Origin of the sequence: Massilibacillus massiliensis (genome assembly GCF_900086705.1) — a bacterium.
In the GTDB taxonomy this organism is placed as follows: domain Bacteria; phylum Bacillota; class Negativicutes; order FLKF01; family FLKF01; genus Massilibacillus; species Massilibacillus massiliensis.
In genome coordinates, this window is record NZ_LT575483.1 from 111,772 (window position 1) to 132,228 (window position 20,457).

At 34.3% G+C, this 20,457-nt stretch carries 21 protein-coding genes; all 21 read left to right on the forward strand.

The window, feature by feature from the left end; genetic code table 11:
* Positions 1-213: 213 nt before the first annotated feature.
* The 21 genes from cbiD to BN6559_RS00665 all read left to right on the forward strand — a co-directional run bounded on the left by cbiD (position 214) and on the right by BN6559_RS00665 (position 20,449).
* Positions 214-1,317, forward strand: coding sequence for a cobalt-precorrin-5B (C(1))-methyltransferase CbiD (cbiD, locus tag BN6559_RS00565; RefSeq protein WP_110952926.1), 1,104 nt, complete (start codon positions 214-216; stop codon positions 1,315-1,317).
* Positions 1,302-1,928, forward strand: a complete 627-nt coding sequence (cbiE, locus tag BN6559_RS00570) for a precorrin-6y C5,15-methyltransferase (decarboxylating) subunit CbiE (RefSeq protein WP_110952927.1) — start codon at positions 1,302-1,304, stop codon at positions 1,926-1,928. The genes cbiD and cbiE overlap by 16 nt, the downstream gene beginning before the upstream one ends.
* The gene (gene cbiT / locus BN6559_RS00575) at positions 1,925-2,503 is read left to right on the forward strand and encodes a precorrin-6Y C5,15-methyltransferase (decarboxylating) subunit CbiT (protein WP_110952928.1); all 579 of its coding nucleotides are present in this window, start codon (positions 1,925-1,927) and stop codon (positions 2,501-2,503) included. Before cbiE ends, cbiT begins: the two co-directional genes overlap by 4 nt.
* A gap of 31 nt (positions 2,504-2,534) precedes the next feature.
* The gene (gene cobM / locus BN6559_RS00580) at positions 2,535-3,296 is read left to right on the forward strand and encodes a precorrin-4 C(11)-methyltransferase (RefSeq protein WP_110952929.1); all 762 of its coding nucleotides are present in this window, start codon (positions 2,535-2,537) and stop codon (positions 3,294-3,296) included.
* Positions 3,287-4,342: a cobalt-precorrin 5A hydrolase gene (locus BN6559_RS00585; protein WP_110952930.1), complete on the forward strand. Its 1,056-nt coding sequence runs from the start codon at positions 3,287-3,289 to the stop codon at positions 4,340-4,342. The genes cobM and BN6559_RS00585 overlap by 10 nt, the downstream gene beginning before the upstream one ends.
* Positions 4,343-4,377: 35 nt before the next feature.
* Positions 4,378-5,067, forward strand: coding sequence for a precorrin-3B C(17)-methyltransferase (gene cobJ, locus BN6559_RS00590; protein ID WP_456060938.1), 690 nt, complete (start codon positions 4,378-4,380; stop codon positions 5,065-5,067).
* The gene (locus BN6559_RS00595) at positions 5,064-5,825 is read left to right on the forward strand and encodes a cobalt-precorrin-6A reductase (RefSeq protein WP_110952931.1); all 762 of its coding nucleotides are present in this window, start codon (positions 5,064-5,066) and stop codon (positions 5,823-5,825) included. Before cobJ ends, BN6559_RS00595 begins: the two co-directional genes overlap by 4 nt.
* Before the next feature lie 16 nt (positions 5,826-5,841).
* Complete coding sequence (locus tag BN6559_RS00600; protein WP_110952932.1) at positions 5,842-6,462, forward strand: precorrin-8X methylmutase; 621 nt, start codon at positions 5,842-5,844, stop codon at positions 6,460-6,462.
* Positions 6,463-6,499: 37 nt separating this feature from the next.
* Complete coding sequence (locus BN6559_RS00605) at positions 6,500-7,885, forward strand: cobyrinate a,c-diamide synthase (RefSeq protein ID WP_110952933.1); 1,386 nt, start codon at positions 6,500-6,502, stop codon at positions 7,883-7,885.
* A gap of 11 nt (positions 7,886-7,896) precedes the next feature.
* Positions 7,897-8,463, forward strand: coding sequence for a bifunctional adenosylcobinamide kinase/adenosylcobinamide-phosphate guanylyltransferase (cobU, locus tag BN6559_RS00610; protein WP_110952934.1), 567 nt, complete (start codon positions 7,897-7,899; stop codon positions 8,461-8,463).
* A gap of 1 nt (position 8,464) precedes the next feature.
* Entirely contained in the window at positions 8,465-9,988 is a 1,524-nt protein-coding gene (locus BN6559_RS00615) for a cobyric acid synthase (RefSeq protein WP_110952935.1), read from the forward strand.
* A 1-nt stretch (position 9,989) separates the two neighbouring features.
* The gene (gene cbiB, locus BN6559_RS00620; RefSeq protein ID WP_110952936.1) at positions 9,990-10,949 is read left to right on the forward strand and encodes an adenosylcobinamide-phosphate synthase CbiB; all 960 of its coding nucleotides are present in this window, start codon (positions 9,990-9,992) and stop codon (positions 10,947-10,949) included.
* A 4-nt stretch (positions 10,950-10,953) separates the two neighbouring features.
* Complete coding sequence (cobS, locus tag BN6559_RS00625) at positions 10,954-11,706, forward strand: adenosylcobinamide-GDP ribazoletransferase (protein ID WP_110952937.1); 753 nt, start codon at positions 10,954-10,956, stop codon at positions 11,704-11,706.
* A gap of 27 nt (positions 11,707-11,733) precedes the next feature.
* A complete protein-coding gene (locus BN6559_RS00630) occupies positions 11,734-12,624 on the forward strand; it encodes a GHMP family kinase ATP-binding protein (RefSeq protein WP_110952938.1) in 891 nt (296 codons plus the stop codon).
* Positions 12,608-13,723 carry a threonine-phosphate decarboxylase CobD gene (gene cobD / locus BN6559_RS00635; RefSeq protein ID WP_110952939.1) on the forward strand — a complete coding sequence of 372 codons (1,116 nt, stop codon included), beginning with the start codon at positions 12,608-12,610 and terminating at the stop codon, positions 13,721-13,723. Before BN6559_RS00630 ends, cobD begins: the two co-directional genes overlap by 17 nt.
* The gene (gene cobC, locus BN6559_RS00640) at positions 13,716-14,327 is read left to right on the forward strand and encodes an alpha-ribazole phosphatase (protein ID WP_110952940.1); all 612 of its coding nucleotides are present in this window, start codon (positions 13,716-13,718) and stop codon (positions 14,325-14,327) included. The genes cobD and cobC overlap by 8 nt, the downstream gene beginning before the upstream one ends.
* Positions 14,328-14,495: 168 nt before the next feature.
* A complete protein-coding gene (locus BN6559_RS00645) occupies positions 14,496-18,164 on the forward strand; it encodes a PolC-type DNA polymerase III (RefSeq protein ID WP_110952941.1) in 3,669 nt (1,222 codons plus the stop codon).
* A gap of 158 nt (positions 18,165-18,322) precedes the next feature.
* Positions 18,323-18,766 (forward strand): ribosome maturation factor RimP, encoded by a 444-nt coding sequence (locus BN6559_RS00650; RefSeq protein ID WP_110952942.1) that lies wholly within the window; start codon positions 18,323-18,325, stop codon positions 18,764-18,766.
* Between the two features lie 27 nt (positions 18,767-18,793).
* Positions 18,794-19,855, forward strand: coding sequence for a transcription termination factor NusA (gene nusA / locus BN6559_RS00655; protein WP_110952943.1), 1,062 nt, complete (start codon positions 18,794-18,796; stop codon positions 19,853-19,855).
* A gap of 2 nt (positions 19,856-19,857) precedes the next feature.
* Positions 19,858-20,130, forward strand: coding sequence for an RNase P modulator RnpM (gene rnpM / locus BN6559_RS00660; RefSeq protein ID WP_110952944.1), 273 nt, complete (start codon positions 19,858-19,860; stop codon positions 20,128-20,130).
* Positions 20,123-20,449, forward strand: a complete 327-nt coding sequence (locus BN6559_RS00665) for a L7Ae/L30e/S12e/Gadd45 family ribosomal protein (RefSeq protein WP_110952945.1) — start codon at positions 20,123-20,125, stop codon at positions 20,447-20,449. The genes rnpM and BN6559_RS00665 overlap by 8 nt, the downstream gene beginning before the upstream one ends.
* Positions 20,450-20,457: the final 8 nt, after the last annotated feature.

Below are 20,457 nucleotides of genomic sequence, written 5' to 3' on the forward strand. Positions count from 1 at the left end.
TTAGGTGAATTTTTTAACAAATGTTTAACCAGAATCTCACTATGAATATAAGCATTTATTATAAAGTTAATACGTTTACAATCATGCATTCACATAGCTATGCGATGTTTTGCAAATACTGTGATAGGATTATACTGTAATCACCACTATTATGCGTAGTAAGATAAATACAATTTATTTTATTATGTAATTTAAGGGTAAGCAGGAGGTTGTATGAAAAAAGAATTACGATGTGGTTTTACTACTGGTGCATGTGCAGCTGCCGGTGCAAAGGCAGCAGTAATGGCATATTTAAATAAAACAATGTGTAAAGAGATAGAGATCTATTCACCGCAGGGAGAACAAATTATCGTACCTATAAAAAATATAGTGAAAACCGTGAATGGCGGAATCGCGACTGTAACAAAAGACGCAGGTGACGATCCTGATATTACGGATGGAATTGATATCATTGTAGAAGTTAAAGTATGTATGAATGATGCTTCTATTAAAATAAGAGGTGCAGAAGGAATTGGAATCGTGACCAAACCTGGACTTTCGATTCCTGTTGGTCAATCAGCAATTAACTTAGGCCCGCAAAAAATGATCCGAGCTGCACTTTCCCCTTTGTTAGAACAAAAGGGGTGTGAAGTTATTATTTCAGTTCCCGATGGTGAAAAGTTAGCAAAAAGAACTTTGAATTCCACTTTAGGAGTCGAAGGGGGTTTATCAATTATCGGAACTTCCGGTATTGTTAGACCTATGTCGGAGGAAGCATTTAAAAATTCATTAGCACCACAAATCAGTGTAGCAAAAGCATTAGGATATCAAAATTTAGTTTTAGTTCCCGGAAAAATTGGACAAGAAATTGCAATTCATCGGTACGGATTTCCAAAAGAAGCCGTGATTCAAACTAGCAACTTTATTGGTCATATGCTTGAATGTGCTGTACAAGAAAAAATTAAAAATGTTATTTTATTAGGTCATCTTGGAAAATTGGTTAAAGTTGCTGCGGGAATTTTTCATACACATAATCGAATTGCTGATGCAAGATTGGAAACGCTTGCAGCTTATGCAGGTGCTATGGGAGCACCACAAAATGCGATTAAAGAAATCTTAAACTGCACTACGACAGAAGCTGCTATGCCAATTATTACGCAGTATCACGTAGAAAAAGTGTATGAATTACTTGCAGCTCGTGCGAGTGAGAGAGCAAAACGCTATGTATTTAATGATTTGAATATCGGTACTGTCATTGTTACGCTAAAAGGTGATTTATTAGGGATGGATGAATCAGCTAAATCCATAGGAGGTACTATGGAATGGAACATAAAATAATTGTTGTGGGAATCGGCCCTGGTTCGAAAGACTATATTTTACCAATCGCTCAAAATTTTATTCACCACGCGAAAGTATTGCTTGGCAGTAAACGCGCACTTGATACATTCGCAAATTCGTCTTGCTTACAGCATAGAATCACTGGAGATATTCCTTCCACAATGTCTTTTATCCAAGAAAACTTACAACATCATGATATTATTGTTATGGTTTCCGGCGATCCTGGATATTACAGTCTCTTAGCTGCACTTCGTGAAAACTTTAAAATAAATCAGTTGCAGGTGATACCAGGCATCAGTTCTATGCAATTGGCTTTTGCTAGACTTTCTTTACCTTGGCAAGAAGCTACATTAATAAGTCTGCATGGCAGAAAACCATATCAAGCAGACTTACAATACAAGTCGAAGAAAGTTCTAGGAATTTTAACGGATACGGTATATACATCTACAGCAATTTCTAGGTTATTATTAGAAAATAATTGGCCAAATGAAACGACACTATATATATGTAGTCGACTTTCATATGCCAATGAAGAAATCATCGAAACAACAATACAAAATGCAGCGAAATTGAAAGTATTTACGCATTGCATCATGGTGGTGGTAGCATGAAACATTTTATTGGAATCAAAGATGAAGAATTTATACGCGGGCATGTTCCGATGACCAAAGAAGAAATTCGGATTTTAACCTTGACAAAAGCTAAAATTCAAGAGCATGACGTTGTTATTGATATTGGAGCGGGAACGGGTTCTTTATCGATTGAATCGGCATTACTTGCACCAAAAGGCTCTGTTTATGCAATAGAAAAGAATGATGAAGGCGTTCATCTGATCAAACAAAACATAAAAAAATTTCACTTGAATAATGTGCATGTAATTGAAGGAAAAGCACCAGAAGCTTTAAAAAGTTTGCCGAAGAGTGATATTATCTTTGTCGGTGGAAGTGGTTCTAAACTGACTGAAATTATGGAAAAAGTGGACTTGCTCTTGAAGCCAAATGGCCGATGTATCATCAACTGTGTTACAATTGAAACATTGTATACTACATTGAAAATCATGCAAAGTAAATCCAATTACACGGTAGAAGCATTTACTGCCCAAATCACTAGATTCAATAGAATTGGACAATATAATATGGCAGATGCATTGAATCCAATTAGTATTATTACTTGTATTAAATTATAATTTATATATAAACTGAACGGGAGGCTATTTTATGCAAGTTTTTATTGTTGGTGCAGGACCTGGAGATCCTGAACTAATCACAGTAAAGGGACAAAGATTACTAAGCGAGGCTGATGTAGTCATTTATGCAGGTTCCTTAGTAAATCCGGCATTATTATCTTTAGTAAAACAGGGTGCAAGAATATATAACAGTGCTTCAATGACCTTAGATGAAGTCATTGAAGTCATCGATAAAAGTGTCAAAGCAGAAGAAAAAGTAGTGCGGCTACATACTGGTGATCCTAGTATTTATGGTGCGATTCAGGAGCAAATGGATCAATTAACGAAACGAAATATAGACTATCAAGTTGTTCCTGGTGTAAGTTCATTTTTAGCAGTTGCCGCTGCACTAAAACAAGAGTATACACTCCCAGAAATATCGCAAACGGTAATTATTACACGAAACGAAGGAAGGACACCTGTTCCTGAAAAAGAAAAATTGGCGAATTTAGCATCACACAATGCTACAATGTGTATTTTTTTAAGTGTACATATGCTAGAAGAAGTAGTAAACGAGCTGATTGCTGGTGGATATGCTACAGATACGCCAATTGCGATTGTTCACAAGGCATCCTGGCCAGAAGAAAAAATTATCCGTGCAACTTTAGAAACTATTGTAGCAAAAATAAAAACTACGGAAATTAGTCGTACTGCAATGATCGTGGTAGGGAAGTGTTTAGACACGGAATATGCGCTTTCTAGATTGTACGCTCCGGAATTTGGGCATATGTATCGTGATGCGAAATGCGATTAGCAATCATAGCAGTTACGGAGCGTGGTGCAAATCTAGCGCACACAATTAAACAATATTTTCCCGCCGATATATTTGTTAAAGCTGGACGAAATCCTTTAAAGACTGCAAAAGAATATGATTCCTTACGTCATCTAATATCTGAAATTTTTCAAAAATATGAAGCTTTCATTTTTATTATGGCGACAGGAATCGTTGTTCGGGTCATTGCACCTTTGATTATAAGTAAAACCGTAGATCCTGCAGTCCTTGTACTCAATGAAACAGGAGAACATGTGATTAGCTTGTTATCTGGACACATTGGCGGCGCAAATGATCTTACACATTTAGTTGCAGAAAAAATTAATGCTGTACCTGTTATTACAACTGCTACGGATGTAAATAAAAAAATTGCAGCAGATAGCCTTGCAAAGAAATTGAATTTAATGATAGAACCATTTGATCAATTAAAGTATATAAATGCAGAAATCGCACAAGGTGAAAAATTTGAAGTTTTTTTAGATCCTGCTTTAAAGAATCTAAATTATTATAAAAATGAATTACAAAAATTATGTATTACGTTTCAGCAAAAAGAATTACATAAAAGATTAGAAGAATTAGATCATGTAGCACTTATCATAACGAATCAAACATTAAATCTAAAACAAAATCAAATTCTATTAAAGCCACGAAAGTTATCTGTTGGAATCGGCTGCCGAAAGAACACAAGCAAAAAAGAAATTCTGGAAGCAATTCATATTGCTTGTTCAATGATCCATGTTCCAATCGAGGATATTACAAATATGGCAAGTACAATCGTTAAAAATCAGGAAACTGGTTTATTAGAAACAGCAAAAGAATTAGCTGTGCCAATCATATTTTATGAAAATAGTCAATTACAGGAAGTCATTGATCAATATAGACTGGATATTTCAAAATTTGTAAATGAACAGATCGGAGTTGGAAATGTATGCGAAGCAGCAGCATTGTTAATCAGTCAATCGAAAAAAATGATATTAAACAAAACAAGATTCAAGAAAGTTACAGTAGCAATTGCCTGGGCGAAATAACCGTTGTTGGAATTGGACCTGGCAGTTTAGAAGATATGACGCCACGGGCTTTAGCGAGTATTGAAAATGCCAATATTATTGTTGGTTACAATACATATATTCAATTAATCACGGGGCTACTCGAAAATAAAAAAGTTATTGGAACAGCAATGATGCAGGAAATTGCACGTTGTAAATTAGCAGTTGAACATGCAATGCAGGGCGAAAAAGTAGCCGTTATTTCTAGTGGTGACGCCGGAGTATATGGGATGGCTGGACTTATTTTAGAACTGGTAACTAAATATGAGAAAACAATACGTCCTAACGTAAAAATTGTTCCTGGAGTTAGTGCGGTTAATGCCGCAGCAGCTATTTTAGGCGCTCCTTTAATGCATGATTTTGCAGTAATTAGTTTAAGTGATTTATTAACACCATGGGAATTAATAAAAAAACGTGCTGCTTACGCAGCACAAGGCGATTTCGTCATTGCCATATACAACCCTAAAAGTGCAAAAAGAGTAACACAAATTGAAGAAATTCGTGAAATATTATTACAATATAAAGAACCTACAACGCCTGTTGGAATCGTTCATAGCGCAACAAGAGAAAATGAAAGGATGGTATTATCAACTTTAGCTGATTTTACAAAGGAACATATTGATATGTTCTCTTTAATTATTATTGGAAACAGTAAAACTTATGCTATAGATAATCATATGATTACACCTAGAGGATATCAAGTATGATTTTAGTATTAGCGGGCACACAAGATGGTAGGGAACTCGTTGATCAATTACTTCATGCTGGTCATTCGGTCATGGCTTCTGTAATTAGTGAGTATGGCAAGAATTTGCTACCTTCCGAAAATCTGCTTGTAAATCAACATCCATTGGATTCACTGGAGCTAGAACGCCTTGTCAAGAAAAAGCAAATAGATACAATCGTTGATGCAAGTCATCCCTATGCAGTTAATGTATCGAAAACTGCCATGCAAGTTTGTGATACATTGGCAATCGATTATATTCGTTATGAGCGAACAAGCGTTATTTTACCTGATTATGATAAGATATTTTTAGCTAAAAACTATCAGACCGCTATTGAAATCGCCAGTACGTTTACCGGGAACATTTTTCTTACAACCGGCAGCAGAATGCTTCATCTATTTACGAATGCACCTGAACTAAAAAAACATACAATAATTGCAAGAGTATTACCAGAAGCTAAAATTATTGAAGAATGTAATAATTTGGGCTTTTCGCCGAAAAATTTAATTGCGATACAAGGGCCTTTTTCTCACGAATTAAATATGGAATTATATAAAAAATATAATGCAGGTGTCATCATCAGCAAAAATAGCGGCAGTGTCGGTGGTACAGACACGAAACTCACCGCTGCGATGGCATTGAATCTACCCATTATTGTAATTGATAGACCTAACATAGAATATAAAATGTTAGCGACAACTTTTGATGATATTTTATCTTTCGTAAAAACAAAACATTAATTTCAGGAGGCTATTCATGAATTTTATTACAAAACCAGATCAAATTGAAGAACGAAGTATGGAAATTATCGCTCCCCATTTAAAAGAGTTTAATCTAACAGCCGAAGAAATAAAAGTTTATTCACGTATTATTCATGCTTCTGGAGATCCAGAATATGCACCGATTATAAAAATTCATTCAGAAGCAATCAGCACGGCAAAAAAAGCTATCCAAAATGGCTGTAATATATATAGTGATGTTGAAATGGTACGTACTGGTATTAATAAAAAACGTTTAACTATTTATGGCGGTAGTGTAGAATGCCAAATCGCCGACGCAAGAGTAGCTGAAATCGCTAAAGAAAATGGAATTACAAGATCCATGGCTGCCATGCGACAATTTGGCGATAAACTAGATGGTTCCATCGTTGCAATAGGTAATGCACCGACTGCTTTATTTGAACTTCTAAATATCATGAAAGAAACAACAATTCGCCCAGCTTTAATTATTGGAGTTCCGGTAGGCTTCGTTGGTGCTAGTGAATCAAAAGAACATTTAATTCATACTTCACCTGTACCATATATTACAGTGCGAGGAAATAAAGGCGGTAGTCCTATTGCAGCTGCAATAACAAATGCTATTTTATATATGCTATAATATTAGGCTTCTTATGCAATAAATTGGAGTGATAGATATGACTGAAAAAAATATACCGCGAATCGTAATTGCTGCAACCAATAGCGGCGCAGGAAAAACCACCATTGTTACTGGAATCCTAGCAGCTATGAAAAGTAAAGGATATAATGTTCAGTCCTATAAAATCGGTCCAGATTATATTGATCCTGGTTATCATCAATTGGCCAGTGAAAAACCTGGACATAATCTTGATACATGGTTAGTGCCAGCAACAAAAATCAATGAAATTTTTACTAGAACTGCTGAAAGTTCAGACATTGCAATTATTGAAGGTGTAATGGGACTATATGATGGCGGAAGAAAAGAAATTAGCAGTACTGCTACAATAGCAAAACTATTGAAAGCGCCTATTATTTTGGTCATTGATGCTAAATCCATGGGTGAAAGTGCAGCTGCCATTGCTCTTGGGTTTAAAATGTTTGACCCTAAAATTGATTTTGCTGGCGTTATTATAAATCGTCTAGGGTCTCAAACACATAAAAAAATTATCTGCGATGCAATGGCAAAAATCAATATTCCCGTGCTAGGATGCATTTTTCGAGAAAATCAAATGACTTTACCACAGCGACATTTAGGATTAACTCCAGTCACAGAGAATCAAGCAGGAGAAAGTATTTCCGTCATAAGAGATGCAGTATTACAACACTGTGACATAGATTCACTTTATCGTACAGCAAAAGCTGCTCCGCCAATCCCATCTTCGTCTGTCAAAAAGGTCTTAAAACAAACAAATTCAAAAATAAAAATTGGTGTGGCACATGATGAGGCTTTTTCTTTTTATTATCCAGAAAGTTTGGACGTGTTAGAAGAATTAGGTGCTGAGATTGTATTTTTTAGTCCTTTACATGATCAAAAGATTCCTGACATCCAAGGTTTAATCTTTGGTGGCGGCTTTCCTGAAATGTTTGCAAAAGAGTTAAGTGAAAATCAATCTATGCAAAAATCGATCTATGGGCTAGCTGAAAAAGGATTGCCTATTTATGCTGAATGTGGAGGTTTGATGTACCTGACAAAATCATTAAAAGATTTCTCAGAAAATGTTTTTAATATGGTTGGTTTGATCCCAGCAACTTGTCAAATGCATGATAAGCTGCAAACTGTTGGTTATATTGAAGCAGAGGCTTTAAATGATAGTATTTTATGCCCGCAAGGAACTACTATACATGGGCATGAATTTCATTTTTCATCCATGTCTATAGATGAAAACCTAGAAAAAATATTTCCTTGGGCTTTTAAATTTACAAAATTAAGAACCGGTAAAATGTATTATGGCGGATATGCAACAGATAATATTCTGGCTTCTTATCTGCATCTACACTTTGCTGGTAATATAAATTTAGCAAAACAGTTGATCGAAAAATGCTATAATTATATTCAAAAATAGGAGATGGCTTCATGGCAGGCAAAATTATTTTAATTACGGGTGGAGCACGAAGCGGAAAGAGTCGTTTTGCAGAACAATATGCGACGAAAAATGGATTTAAAATTGCTTATATTGCCACAGCGCAAATCTATGATGATGAAATGAAACTGCGTGTTGCATTACACAAAGACCGCAGACCCGCTGAATGGAAAACTTATGAAGCACCTTATGAAGCAGAAAAAATAATTATTGAAGCTGCTAAAGAGCATGATACAATATTATTTGATTGTTTAACACTTTATACAAGTAATATGCTGTTTGCTAGAGACGTACCGAAGGACGTAAAAAAACGTTATACGTATGTAAAAGAAAAGTTTGAATTACTTTTAAATGCTGCAAAAACAAGTAATTGTCAGATTATTTTTGTTACAAATGAAGTTGGCATGAGTATTGTGCCTGAAAATGCTTTAGCTAGAGAATACCGTGATTTAGCAGGATGTATGAATCAAATTATAGCGGCTAGTGCCGATAGAGTTTATATGGTGATAAGTGGAATTGCTGTTGACATAAAAAAATTATCCGCGGAATTGGAGGAATAATATGCCTAGATATGTAATGTTGCAGGGTACAAGTTCACATGTGGGGAAAAGTATTTTGACAACAGCGCTTTGTCGAATTTTTCTTCAAGATGGAAAAAATGTAGTTCCTTTTAAAGCGCAAAATATGGCTTTAAATTCTTATGTTACTAGCTCCGGCGAAGAAATTGGGCGTGCACAAGTTGTGCAAGCAGAAGCTGCTGGGTTAGAACCTATCGTCGAAATGAATCCAGTTTTATTGAAACCAACTGGGAACGCTTGCTCCCAAGTCATATTAATGGGAAAACCCGTTGGCAATATGTCAGCAAAAGAATATCATACCGGTTATTCTTTAAAAGCATTAAGTGCAGTTAAACAGAGTTTAGAAAAGCTTAAAGGCATTTTTGATGTAATTGTAATAGAAGGTGCTGGAAGCCCTGCTGAAGTAAATCTAAAAGCAAATGATATTGTGAATATGAGAATTGCCAAACTAACAAATGCTCCGGTCTTGTTAGTCGCTGACATTGATCGTGGCGGAGCTCTCGCTGCGGTTGTCGGTACATTAGAATTACTCGAGCAGGATGAACGCGATTTAGTTAGGGGCATCATTATCAATAAATTTCGTGGAGATCTCAATCTATTAAAACCAGCACTAGATTTTTTAGAAGAAAAAACAGGAAAACCAGTACTCGGCGTAATTCCATATTTAGAGCAACTTGGCATTGAGGATGAAGATTCTGTATCATTAGACGATAAAAGACAAGTATCCAAAGACGCTGCATTAACAGTTGCAGTCATAAGAACACCCAAAATTTCAAATTTTACCGATTTCGATAGTTTAGCAAACGAGACTGACGTGAATCTTAAGTACATTCAATTAGGTGAAACTATTGGCAATCCAGATTTGATTATATTGCCTGGAAGTAAGAATACAACTGAAGATCTACTGTATTTACGTGAGAATGGATATGAAGAAGAAATTAAAAATCTTGTAAATCAAGGAATCCCCATCATTGGAATTTGTGGTGGATATCAAATGCTGGGGAAGACCATTCTCGATCCAGCACATACTGAATCAAATCGTGAAGTTATCGCGGGATTAAATCTCTTAGATATAAAAACAACATTTATTTCTGAAAAATTAACCAGTCAAGTAACTGCCAATTACATAGGAACCAAATTTTTAGACTCTGAATTTACCGCAAATGATTTACATGGTTATGAAATTCATATGGGAAGAACTGAATTTATTACAAATAAAGTGCAGAATGCATTTGTTATTACAAATCGCTCTCAGCAAAGAGTGGAGAGTTTAGATGGAGTAATTAGTGAAAATGGGTTAGTCATGGGAACATACATTCATGGCATTTTTGACAATGACGATTTTCGACGCTCCATATTAAATGCACTTAGGTGCAGAAAAGGGCTGTCACCTTTAAATCATACAATCAATACTGCGGCAGAGAAACAAGCAAATTATAATCGTCTAGCGAATACAGTCAGAAATCATTTAAACATGGAACTATTATATAAAATAATGGAATCATAAGATGGATATCTATATTCCTGCAATAGCGTTTATAATTGATTGTATCATAGGAGATCCCAAAACGAATTGGCATCCTGTTGCTTTAATTGGCAAACTGATAAGCTTATTGGAAAAATATTTATTAAATTTAAGCAATATTTCCTACAAAAAACAGATATTCGGCGCCATACTTGTTCTTTGTACTCTAACAATCAGCTACGGTCTAACTTATGTTCTTTTACATTTTTTTAATGATCTAAATAAGTGGTTTGGATATTTTTTTAGTGCACTTATTCTCAGTTTCACAATATCCCCCCGTAGTTTGGCAGAAGCGGGGATCGAAATTCGTAATGCACTCATAAAACATGACTTATCAGTTGCAAGGTATAAAGTGGGCTGGATCGTAGGACGTGACACAGATAAGTTAAACGTTGCAGAAATTACGAGAGCAACCGTTGAAACAATTGCTGAAAATATTGTAGACGGCATTATTTCGCCATTGTTTTACTTTCTTCTCGGTGGAGCTCCTTTAGCTGCTTTATATCGAACTGTAAATACTTTAGATTCTATGATTGGGTATAAAAACGATAAATATATCGATTTTGGCAAATTTGCTGCTCGAACAGATGATTGTTTTAATTTTATTCCGGCACGTATAACAGCAATATTAATTGTTTTAATCGCTTTTTTCTTTCAACTAAACTATAAAAAAGCAATTAAAATTATTTTAAGGGATGCGAAGAAACATCCTAGTCCTAATAGTGGTTATAGTGAGGCTGGTGTAGCTGGTGCGTTAAACATACGCTTAGGTGGTCTTAATTATTATTTTGGTATAGCCTCTATACGTGCTTATATGGGAGATGCGGGAACAATATTAAGCCCTGAACATATCAGCAAAACAATTTACATTATGTATGGGGTCAGTATACTATTTATACTATTATCTTTTATCGTGATCTACCGTTTGGGAGGTACATTATAATAAAATGCATGATTTTTTAATAGGCTTGCAGTTTTTAACAAGAATTCATTTAGTTAAACAAGAGGAATGGTCTGCCGAAAGTTTCGGCAGAAGCGTGAAATTTTTTCCGCTCGTCGGTCTTGTAATTGGAATTATATTAGCTATGATCGCATATTTTCTCACGATTTATTTCCCAGAAAATTACAATCGATTTCCTAGACATATAACCAGTACTTTATTATTGGTACTTTCAATTTTACTAACGGGTGGTTTACATTGTGATGGTTTTATGGATACGATGGATGGAATTTTTTCTGGAAGATCAAGAGAACGAATGTTAGAAATCATGAAGGATAGCAGAGTTGGCGCAAATGGCGTAGTTGCTTTTGTTATACTTTTTATCTCTAAGTGGTCATTATTGTTAGATTTATCACCTGAAAAATTAATTACGGCACTTTTTGTCATGCCAATCATCAGTCGATTGGGTATGGTAATGGGAGTTACTCTATTTCCTTATGCACGGCCGAACGGTATAGGGAAAGCTTTTGCACAATATGCAAATAAAACCGCTTTAGTCATTGCATCCTTTATTACATTATTATTCGTCATTCCTGTGGGAACAATTGCTGTCTTTAGTCTGTTTTGTGCGATTCTATTTACACTTTTATTCTCTAAATATATAACAAATGTATTAGGAGGACTTACAGGGGACGTCTACGGTGCATTGACAGAACTAAATGAAGTTATTATTTTATTTGTATTTTTATTTTCAACCTAAATTTTAAACTATGATTTGGAGTTTTTTATGTTTATATGTGTAAAAGCACCGGGCGCTTGCGGTGAATTAATACAAGGCTCTATAAATAATGAGCCTTTTCTTGTAACATGCCCGATTGATCTGTACTCTGCAGCAACGATTCTACCTCAGAAAAAAATAGCACCACGACTTGGTAGAAAATCGCAGTTAGCGATATCAAAAGTTTTAGAGTATTTGAAAATAAACATGCCGTTTGATTCTTTCATAAAAATTTCATCGTCTTTACCCAAAGGAAAAGGAATGGCTTCAAGTAGTGCTGATATAGCCGCAATTTGCAAAGCAATTGCTTTGTTTTTCGATAGAAATTTAACACTTGATGAAATTGCTTTCATCGCTGCATCTATTGAACCAACAGATGGAATCTTTTATGAAGGAATTGTAAAAATTAATCATTTAACTGGAACCTGTCAAGAATTTTTAGGAAACCCTCCAGCTATGTTAATCGCTTTATTTGATTTAGGTGGATCTATTGATACCTTAAGTTTTAATCGTCGTACCGATTTAGAAGCATTAAACACAAAAAAAGAATCACATATTTTACAAGCTTTAGATTTGGTTCGAAAGGGCATTCGGACACATGATACAAGGTTAATTGGACAAGGGACAACATTGAGTGCACTTGCCAATCAAGAAACTTTATATAAACCAGGCTTAGAGAGCATGATTAAAATTGCTGAAAACTGTGGAGCAGTAGGGGTTAATATTGCACATAGTGGAACAATTATTGGAATACTTTTTGATTTAGAACAAGCAGAAGGATTATCTAAAAGTATTGATTTAGCAAAACTAAAGTGTCCTCAATTCACATTTTTGAGAACAGCAAATTTAATTCCTGGCGGATTGAAAATTGAAGGTGATATAAATGGAGCAAAGCTTTGAACATGGGGGAAACATTCATAAGTTTTTAAGAACACAGACTTCTTTATCCCATACATTTTTTGATTTTAGTGCGAACATAAATCCTCTAGGATTATCCGAAAAAGTACGGTCCAGCATAAAAAACAATATTGATACAATTATTCACTATCCCGATGTGGATGGATATGAGCTAAAAAATATGCTTTCGCAATATTATCAGATTTCATATGATAGTTTAACCCTAGGAAATGGAGCAGTTGAATTATTATATATTTTATGTAATTTAGTTCAACCTAAAACTGCACTAATTTTAGCACCATCCTTCAGTGAATATGAATCCGCATCAAGAGCCGCAAAAGCTAAAATTAAGTATTATTATCTAAATGAAAAAAACGACTTTCTTTTCGATATAAATAGATTTTTATTAGCTTTAGAATCTTTAGGCAAAAATGATATTATCTTTTTAGGTAATCCTAATAACCCCACTGGAACATCGATTACATCTCAAGATTTAGAAAAAATACTGTACTATGCCCAGCGAAATCATTGTTTTGTTGTTGTTGATGAATCTTTTATTGATTTTTTACCTAATGCAACAAACTATACCGTTCGACATCTAATAAAAAATTTTGAAAATTTAATTGTATTACATTCACTTACAAAATTTTATGCAATTCCTGGATTACGTTTAGGTTTTGTAATTACTTCCACTAAAATTGCACAAAAATTACATCTTGCTAAAGATCCTTGGAACGTCAATTGTCTGGCACAGATTGCAGGGATCGCTGCATTACAAGATAAACAATACCAAGAAAAAAGTCGTAGTTTTATGCAACAAGAAATTGACTTTTTTTATAAAAATTTGACTGCTATAAATACATTGAAAATATATAAACCTATGGTTAATTTTGTTTTGGTCAATTTAGAAAAAACCAATATAAAATCACACGAATTAAGAAAACAACTATTAAAAAGAGCTATTTTAATTCGTGATTGTGCAAATTATCCCGGTTTATCTAATCAATATGTACGTTTTGCAATCAAACGGCATAATGAAAATATATTTTTTCTTGAAACGCTGAAAAAAATATTAATGGATGGTAGTGTAAAAAATGACTAAAGTTATTTTGGTAAGACATGGACAAACAGAATGGAATATTCAAGGTAAATATCAAGGTCACTCGGATATCGAGTTATCTCCATTAGGACTTGAACAAGCAAAATTAGTGGGTAAACGATTAGCAAAAGAAAAAATTGATGCCGTTTACGCCAGCGATCTTAAGCGAGCTGTAAAAACAGCCGAATACATTGCAAATGAACATACTTTAAAAGTAAATATTATTGAACAATTTAGAGAGATCTCATTTGGCGATTGGGAAGGGCTAGATTATAAAACAATTAATGAAAAATGGCCTGGCAAAGTCGAGCTTTTCTTTAAAAATGCAGAATTAAATGTAATTCCAAACGGTGAGACATTTCTGGAAGTTACAGAGCGTTCTTGTCGCGTAATGAAAAATTTAACAGAAAAGCACGCTGATAAAACGATTGTGATTGTTTCACATGGTGGAACAATTCGAACATTAATTGCAACTGCATTGCAACTGCGATTAAAATATATTTGGAACCTACGTCAAGACAATACAGCAGTAAATATATTGAACTATTATGACACTCAGACAGTAGTTGAACTTTTAAATGATACGCATCATTTAAATCAATGCTAGCATTGCAAGCTTAAATAAAAATCATTTATTCGATAAAAATAAATGATTTTTTATTTTTATCGGATTTAAAAATATTTTTGCTTTCGCCAGCGCCTACTTATTAACTAAAATGATGAAGTGTGTTACAATATACCTTACAGCATTTTCGATAGAAAGAGGTTTAGTAAAATGCATGACTATTGTATTGTTCCCAAAAATCAGGAGTATTTTTGGGATTTTATAAATAATTCTACATTGACCATGGAAGAAAGAAAACTGTTACATTCTTGTAAAATTAAACATGTAGAAATAAATACAAAGAACTCCTCTTGGGAAATCGTTTTAACTACAAAAGCACATCTTCCTTTACCTTTATTAAATAAAGTAGCCAAGCAACTAATGCATACCTGTAAAATTCATTCTGTTTTTTTTAATCAAACGGTTATAGATTTAGAAATGTATTTAGAATATAATTGGTCTAAATTAGTCGCTGAAGTTGCTAATAAAAATCCTACTGTTACACATTTATTATTAAATGCCAAACGGCATTTTGACGGAAATAAATTGACGTTAACTTTATTTGGAGATCTAGCCGCAGAAATCATTTCAGCTCATTCGGTGGTTCTGATGATTAAGAAATTTATTCAGAGAAATTTCGACGATAATTGTGAAATAGACTGTCTAACAAATGCAGATGAAGAAAATATGATTGAACATGAAGATGATATCATGACCCCTGAATACCTTGAAGCTTTAAATGAATCTACAAAATCTGTGGAAAAAAAATCGGTAGACACGCCTATACTTTTTGGTAAAATGATAAAAGATCAATCTCAGCCAATTCAAGATGTTCAAGACGAAGCTAGAAATGTTGTAATCGAAGGAAAATTAATTGTTTTTGATACACGTGAACTTCGTACTGGCAGACAACTACTTACTTTTGATATTGCTGACTTATCTGATGGGATTAGTTGTAAAACGTTTTTTGACGATAAGGATAAATTTAATAAAATTATAAATAGCCTTTCAAAAGGAATGCAAATTAAGATTAAAGGGACTGTTCAATTTGACAAATATGCAAATGAGCTCGTAATGTTTGTCGATAGCATGAATAGGGTTAAAATTGAGGGAAGAAACGATACGTCACCTATAAAACGAGTGGAACTTCACGCACATACGCATATGAGTAATATGGATGCCGTAGTATCAGTAAAAAATCTGATTAGTACGGCTGCTAAATGGGGACATCCAGCTATTGCAATTACCGATCATGGTGTAGTACAAGCATTTCCTGAAGCGCATGAAGTTGCTAAAAAATCTGATATTAAAATTATTTATGGTATGGAAGGATATCTTATTGAATCAGACTTAAATCATGCTAACCATATTATATTATTAGCAAAAAATCCGATTGGATTACGTAATTTATATAAAATTGTATCTATCTCACATTTAAAATTTTTACATAGAACACCTCGTGTTCCACGAAAAATAATTTCCGAATATCGAGAAGGATTAATCATTGGCTCGGCTTGTGAAGCTGGTGAACTCATCCAAGCAATTATCAATGGAGCAGATGATGAAACTCTATTGAATATCGCTAAATTTTATGATTATTTGGAGATTCAACCAATTGGCAATAATTCTTTTTTAGTTCGTGAAGGTAAAATAAAGGATGATGAAGGATTAAGACAAATCAATTTAAAAGTAAGTGAATTAGCAGAGAAATTAAATTTACCACTTGTAGCGACTTGCGATGTGCATTTTTTAAATCCTGAAGATGAAATCTACCGTAGGATATTAATGGCTGGAAAAGGGTTTAAAGATGCAGACAATCAACCGCCATTATATCTTAGAACCACAGAAGAAATGCTAGAAGAGTTTAGTTATTTGGGTAAAGAAAAAGCGATTGAAGCCGTTATTGAAAATCCTAGGAAAATCGCTGAAATGGTTGAACGATTCAAACCAATTCCTGATGATTTATATTCACCTCAGATTCCTGGTGCCGAAGAACAAATTACATCTATGTCTTATGAAAAAGCAAAGTTATTATATGGTGATCCTTTACCTGAAATCGTTTTAAATCGTTTAAAGATGGAATTAAACTCCATCATCGGAAATGGTTTTGCGGTATTATATTTAATTGCGCATAAATTAGTAAAAAAATCTTTAGATGATGGTTATTTGGTAGGTTCAAGGGGATCTGTAGGTTCATCTTTCGTGGCTACGATGACCGACATTACCGAAGTGAATCCATTACCTCCACACTGGCGTTGTCCAAACTGCAAATATAGTGAATTTATAACGGATGGAAGTTACGGCGGGGGATTTGATTTGCCAAATAAAACGTGCCCAACTTGTAATACACAATTAATTAAAGATGGGCATGATATTCCTTTCGCTGTATTTATGGGATTTAACGGAGATAAAGTTCCTGATATCGACTTAAACTTTTCTGGTGATTATCAGCCTGTAGCACATAAATATACCGAAGAATTGTTTGGAAAAGACAACGTCTTCCGTGCCGGAACTATTGCAACCATCGCAGACAAAACAGCCTATGGATATGTGAAGAATTACTATGCTGATAAAGGAATTACGGCTAGGAATGCTCATATCAATGGATTAGTAGATGGCTGTACTGGAGTAAAACGTACAACAGGTCAGCATCCCGGAGGAATTATGGTTATTCCTCGGAATATGGATGTACATCACTTCACGCCAATTCAACATCCTGCGGACGATAAAAACACGACTACCATTACAACGCATTTCGATTACCATTCAATCAGCAGTCGATTGGTTAAATTGGATATACTCGGACACGACGATCCGACAGTAATAAAAATGTTAGAAGATTTGACAAAAATAGATCCAAAAACGATTCCATTTGATGATCAAGAAACAATGAGTTTATTCTCTTCTACAAAAGCTTTAAGCGTAACTCCAGGAGATTTAGGAAGCAAAACTGGAACATACGGAATTCCAGAATTCGGTACAAAATTCGTTCGACAAATGCTCGATGACACACAACCAAAAACGTTTAGTGAGTTGGTTCGAATTAGTGGTTTTTCCCATGGAACTGATGTATGGTTAAATAATGCGCAAGATCTGATCAAAGATGGAACTGCAAAACTTTCAGAAGCGATTTCGGCTCGTGATGATATCATGCTATATTTAATTCAAAAAGGTGTTGAACCGTTACTTTCATTTAAAACAATGGAAGGTGTACGGAAAGGAAAGGGCATCAAGCCCGATGTTGTAGAAAAACTTCGCAAAGAATCTGTTCCTGAATGGTATATTGACTCTTGTCAAAAAATTAAGTATATGTTTCCAAAAGCACATGCTGTTGCTTATGTCATGATGGCTTATCGAATTGCTTATTGTAAAGTACACTACCCACTTGCATTTTACGCTGCTTACTTCACAGTAAGAGCAACCGAATTTGATGCTGAAATCATCTCTAAGGGAAAAGAGCTAATCAAAAAAACCTTAGTTGAATTTGACCAAAAGGGAAACACCTTGTCTGTAAAAGAAAAAGGATTGCAGACAGTTTTAGAAATTGCTCTAGAAATGTATTTACGAGGCTATCAACTAGAAAAAGTTGATCTTTATCGCTCTGCCGCAGAGAAATTTATAATATTAGAAAAATCATTATTACCCCCGTTGGCTTCTTTACAAGGTGTAGGCACTACGGCTGCTAAAAATATAGTAATTGCAAGAAAGCTCAAAGAATTTTCTTCTGTTGAAGATTTAAAAGTACGTTCCGGAATATCTAAAACAGTGATTGAAATTTTGAAAGAGCATGGGTGTTTAAATGGAATGTCCGACACTGATCAAACTGAACTTTTTGCTTAAAGGTTGTCAATACTAAATTGTAGTGTTATAATTAAGGTATTGCAAATTATTGATGTTTAAAAAGAGTGGGTGAAAACCCACTCTTTAATCTTATATTTTCAAAGTATAAGGATACATATTATTTGAGAAAATATTATATATAAATTGGAGGTGTTTTTATGGCTGGTCGTATTGAGAGTTTAGTTGAAGATCTCGTAACTGAAATTTTACAAAATAGTGAAGTTGAGTTAGTAGATGTAGAATATGTAAAAGAACGTGAATGGTATTTAAGAGTTTATATTGATAAAGCAGACGGAATTGAAATTGAAGATTGTCAATGGTTAAGCGAAAAATTAGAAGAGAAGCTTGACGAACTCGACCCAATAAAAGATAACTATTATTTAGAAGTTTCATCACCAGGAATAGATCGTGTACTAAAAAAAGACAGCGATTTAAAACGGTATTTAGGCTCTACTGTTGAGATCACTACATATGTGCCAATTGATAATACAAAATCTATTATTGGAAAATTAGTTGATTTCAGTAATACTAAAATTGACTTGGAAAATAAAAGTATATCCCGCGAAGATATCGCTAAAATTAGATTACATGTTGAGTTTTAAAATTAAAATTGAATAAGGGGGATTTAAATGAACGCAGAGTTCATGCAAGCATTTGAACAATTAGGGAAAGAAAAGGGAATTGCACCTGAAATATTATTTGATGCAATTGAAGCTGCTTTAATTTCTGCATACAAAAGAAATTTTAGCTCAGCTCAAAATGTACGAGTTTCATTAGATAGAGTAACAGGTGACATTCATGTGTATGCTAGAAAAAACATTGTAGATGTTGTAGAAAATTCCATAGTTGAAATTGATTTAGCAGAAGCAAAGAAAATTAACTATAATTATGAAATAGACGATGTCATTGAAATTGAAGTTACCCCAAAAAATTTTGGACGAATTGCAGCACAAACGGCTAAACAAGTAGTCGTACAACGAATTCGTGAAGCAGAGCGCGGTATTATTTACGAAGAATTCTCTAATCGAGAAAGTGATATTTTGACTGGTATTGTACAGCGGATAGAGCAAAAAAATGTTTTCATTGATTTAGGAAAAGCAGAGGCTATATTAGCGCCCTCCGAACAAATTCCTTTTGAGCAGTATAAGCATGGCGATAGAGTTAAAAGCTATATAATCGAAGTCAAGAAAACTACTAAAGGACCACAAATTTTGGTATCTCGTACACATCCCGGACTATTAAAACGTTTATTTGAACTAGAGGTTCCCGAAATTCATGATGGCGTTGTAGAAATAAAGTCTGTAGCGCGCGAGCCTGGTATGCGTTCTAAAATTGCAGTGTTTTCTAAAGACGAAGATGTTGATCCAGTTGGTTCTTGTGTTGGACACAAAGGAATGCGTGTCCAAACGATTGTAGACGAATTAAAGGGCGAAAAAATCGATATTGTAAAATGGAATGCAGATCCAATAAAATATATTGCAAATTCTTTAAGCCCGGCAAAAGTTGTGTCTGTAGAAGTAAATGAAATTGAAAAAATATCGAAAGTAATTGTTCCTGATTATCAATTATCTTTAGCGATTGGAAAAGAAGGCCAAAATGCTCGTTTAGCCGCTAAATTAACTGGATGGAAAATTGATATCAAAAGTGAGTCTCAAGCCATGCAAGAAAACTCTTTAATATCGGAGGATTAGATATGGCAACGCAGAAAAAAATTCCTCAACGCATGTGTGTAGGTTGTAAAGAAATGCGTAATAAAAGAGATTTAGTTCGAGTTGTTCGAACACCTGAAGGTGAATTTTTAATAGATCATACTGGTAAGAAGTCTGGTCGTGGAGCGTATGTTTGTCGCAACACAGAATGTTTTGCCAAGGCATTTAAAGAAAAGCAATTTGAAAAATCATTTAAAAGTGTGCTGAATTCGAAAATTTACGATGAATTACGTGCACAGGTATTTTCCGATGAATGAAATTATAGAGAAGAAGATCTTTAACTTACTTGGTTTAGCTCAACGCGCTGGAAAAATAATTTCGGGAGAGTTACCAGTAGAAAAAGCAATCCGTTCTCGAAAAATTAAACTTATCATCATTGCAGAGGATGCATCACCTGGAACGAAAAAGAAGTTTTGTGATATGGCACAATTTTATCATATTAAGATTTGCTATCTGTTAACAAAACAAAGTCTAGGCTACTGTATCGGTAAGGACTATCGTGCTATTGTAGCACTGAATGACGCTGGTTTTATTAACCAATTAATAAATTTAACTAATCAAAATGATAAACAATAAACGGGGGT

Excerpts from the sequence above, each read along its gene's own strand:
- BN6559_RS00630 (WP_110952938.1), top strand. The coding sequence starts at position 11,734 with ATGTTTATATGTGTAAAAGCACCGGGCGCTTGCGGTGAATTAATACAA.
- BN6559_RS00615 (WP_110952935.1), top strand. The coding sequence starts at position 8,465 with ATGCCTAGATATGTAATGTTGCAGGGTACAAGTTCACATGTGGGGAAA.
- BN6559_RS00650 (WP_110952942.1), top strand. The coding sequence starts at position 18,323 with ATGGCTGGTCGTATTGAGAGTTTAGTTGAAGATCTCGTAACTGAAATT.
- nusA (WP_110952943.1), top strand. The coding sequence starts at position 18,794 with ATGAACGCAGAGTTCATGCAAGCATTTGAACAATTAGGGAAAGAAAAG.
- cbiD (WP_110952926.1), top strand. The coding sequence starts at position 214 with ATGAAAAAAGAATTACGATGTGGTTTTACTACTGGTGCATGTGCAGCT.
- cobD (WP_110952939.1), top strand. The coding sequence starts at position 12,608 with ATGGAGCAAAGCTTTGAACATGGGGGAAACATTCATAAGTTTTTAAGA.
- BN6559_RS00605 (WP_110952933.1), top strand. The coding sequence starts at position 6,500 with ATGACTGAAAAAAATATACCGCGAATCGTAATTGCTGCAACCAATAGC.
- cbiT (WP_110952928.1), top strand. The coding sequence starts at position 1,925 with ATGAAACATTTTATTGGAATCAAAGATGAAGAATTTATACGCGGGCAT.
- cobJ (WP_456060938.1), top strand. The coding sequence starts at position 4,378 with ATGACGCCACGGGCTTTAGCGAGTATTGAAAATGCCAATATTATTGTT.
- cbiE (WP_110952927.1), top strand. The coding sequence starts at position 1,302 with ATGGAACATAAAATAATTGTTGTGGGAATCGGCCCTGGTTCGAAAGAC.
- cobC (WP_110952940.1), top strand. The coding sequence starts at position 13,716 with ATGACTAAAGTTATTTTGGTAAGACATGGACAAACAGAATGGAATATT.
- cbiB (WP_110952936.1), top strand. The coding sequence starts at position 9,990 with ATGGATATCTATATTCCTGCAATAGCGTTTATAATTGATTGTATCATA.
- rnpM (WP_110952944.1), top strand. The coding sequence starts at position 19,858 with ATGGCAACGCAGAAAAAAATTCCTCAACGCATGTGTGTAGGTTGTAAA.
- BN6559_RS00600 (WP_110952932.1), top strand. The coding sequence starts at position 5,842 with ATGAATTTTATTACAAAACCAGATCAAATTGAAGAACGAAGTATGGAA.
- BN6559_RS00645 (WP_110952941.1), top strand. The coding sequence starts at position 14,496 with ATGCATGACTATTGTATTGTTCCCAAAAATCAGGAGTATTTTTGGGAT.
- cobS (WP_110952937.1), top strand. The coding sequence starts at position 10,954 with ATGCATGATTTTTTAATAGGCTTGCAGTTTTTAACAAGAATTCATTTA.
- BN6559_RS00595 (WP_110952931.1), top strand. The coding sequence starts at position 5,064 with ATGATTTTAGTATTAGCGGGCACACAAGATGGTAGGGAACTCGTTGAT.
- cobM (WP_110952929.1), top strand. The coding sequence starts at position 2,535 with ATGCAAGTTTTTATTGTTGGTGCAGGACCTGGAGATCCTGAACTAATC.
- cobU (WP_110952934.1), top strand. The coding sequence starts at position 7,897 with ATGGCAGGCAAAATTATTTTAATTACGGGTGGAGCACGAAGCGGAAAG.
- BN6559_RS00585 (WP_110952930.1), top strand. The coding sequence starts at position 3,287 with ATGCGATTAGCAATCATAGCAGTTACGGAGCGTGGTGCAAATCTAGCG.
- BN6559_RS00665 (WP_110952945.1), top strand. The coding sequence starts at position 20,123 with ATGAATGAAATTATAGAGAAGAAGATCTTTAACTTACTTGGTTTAGCT.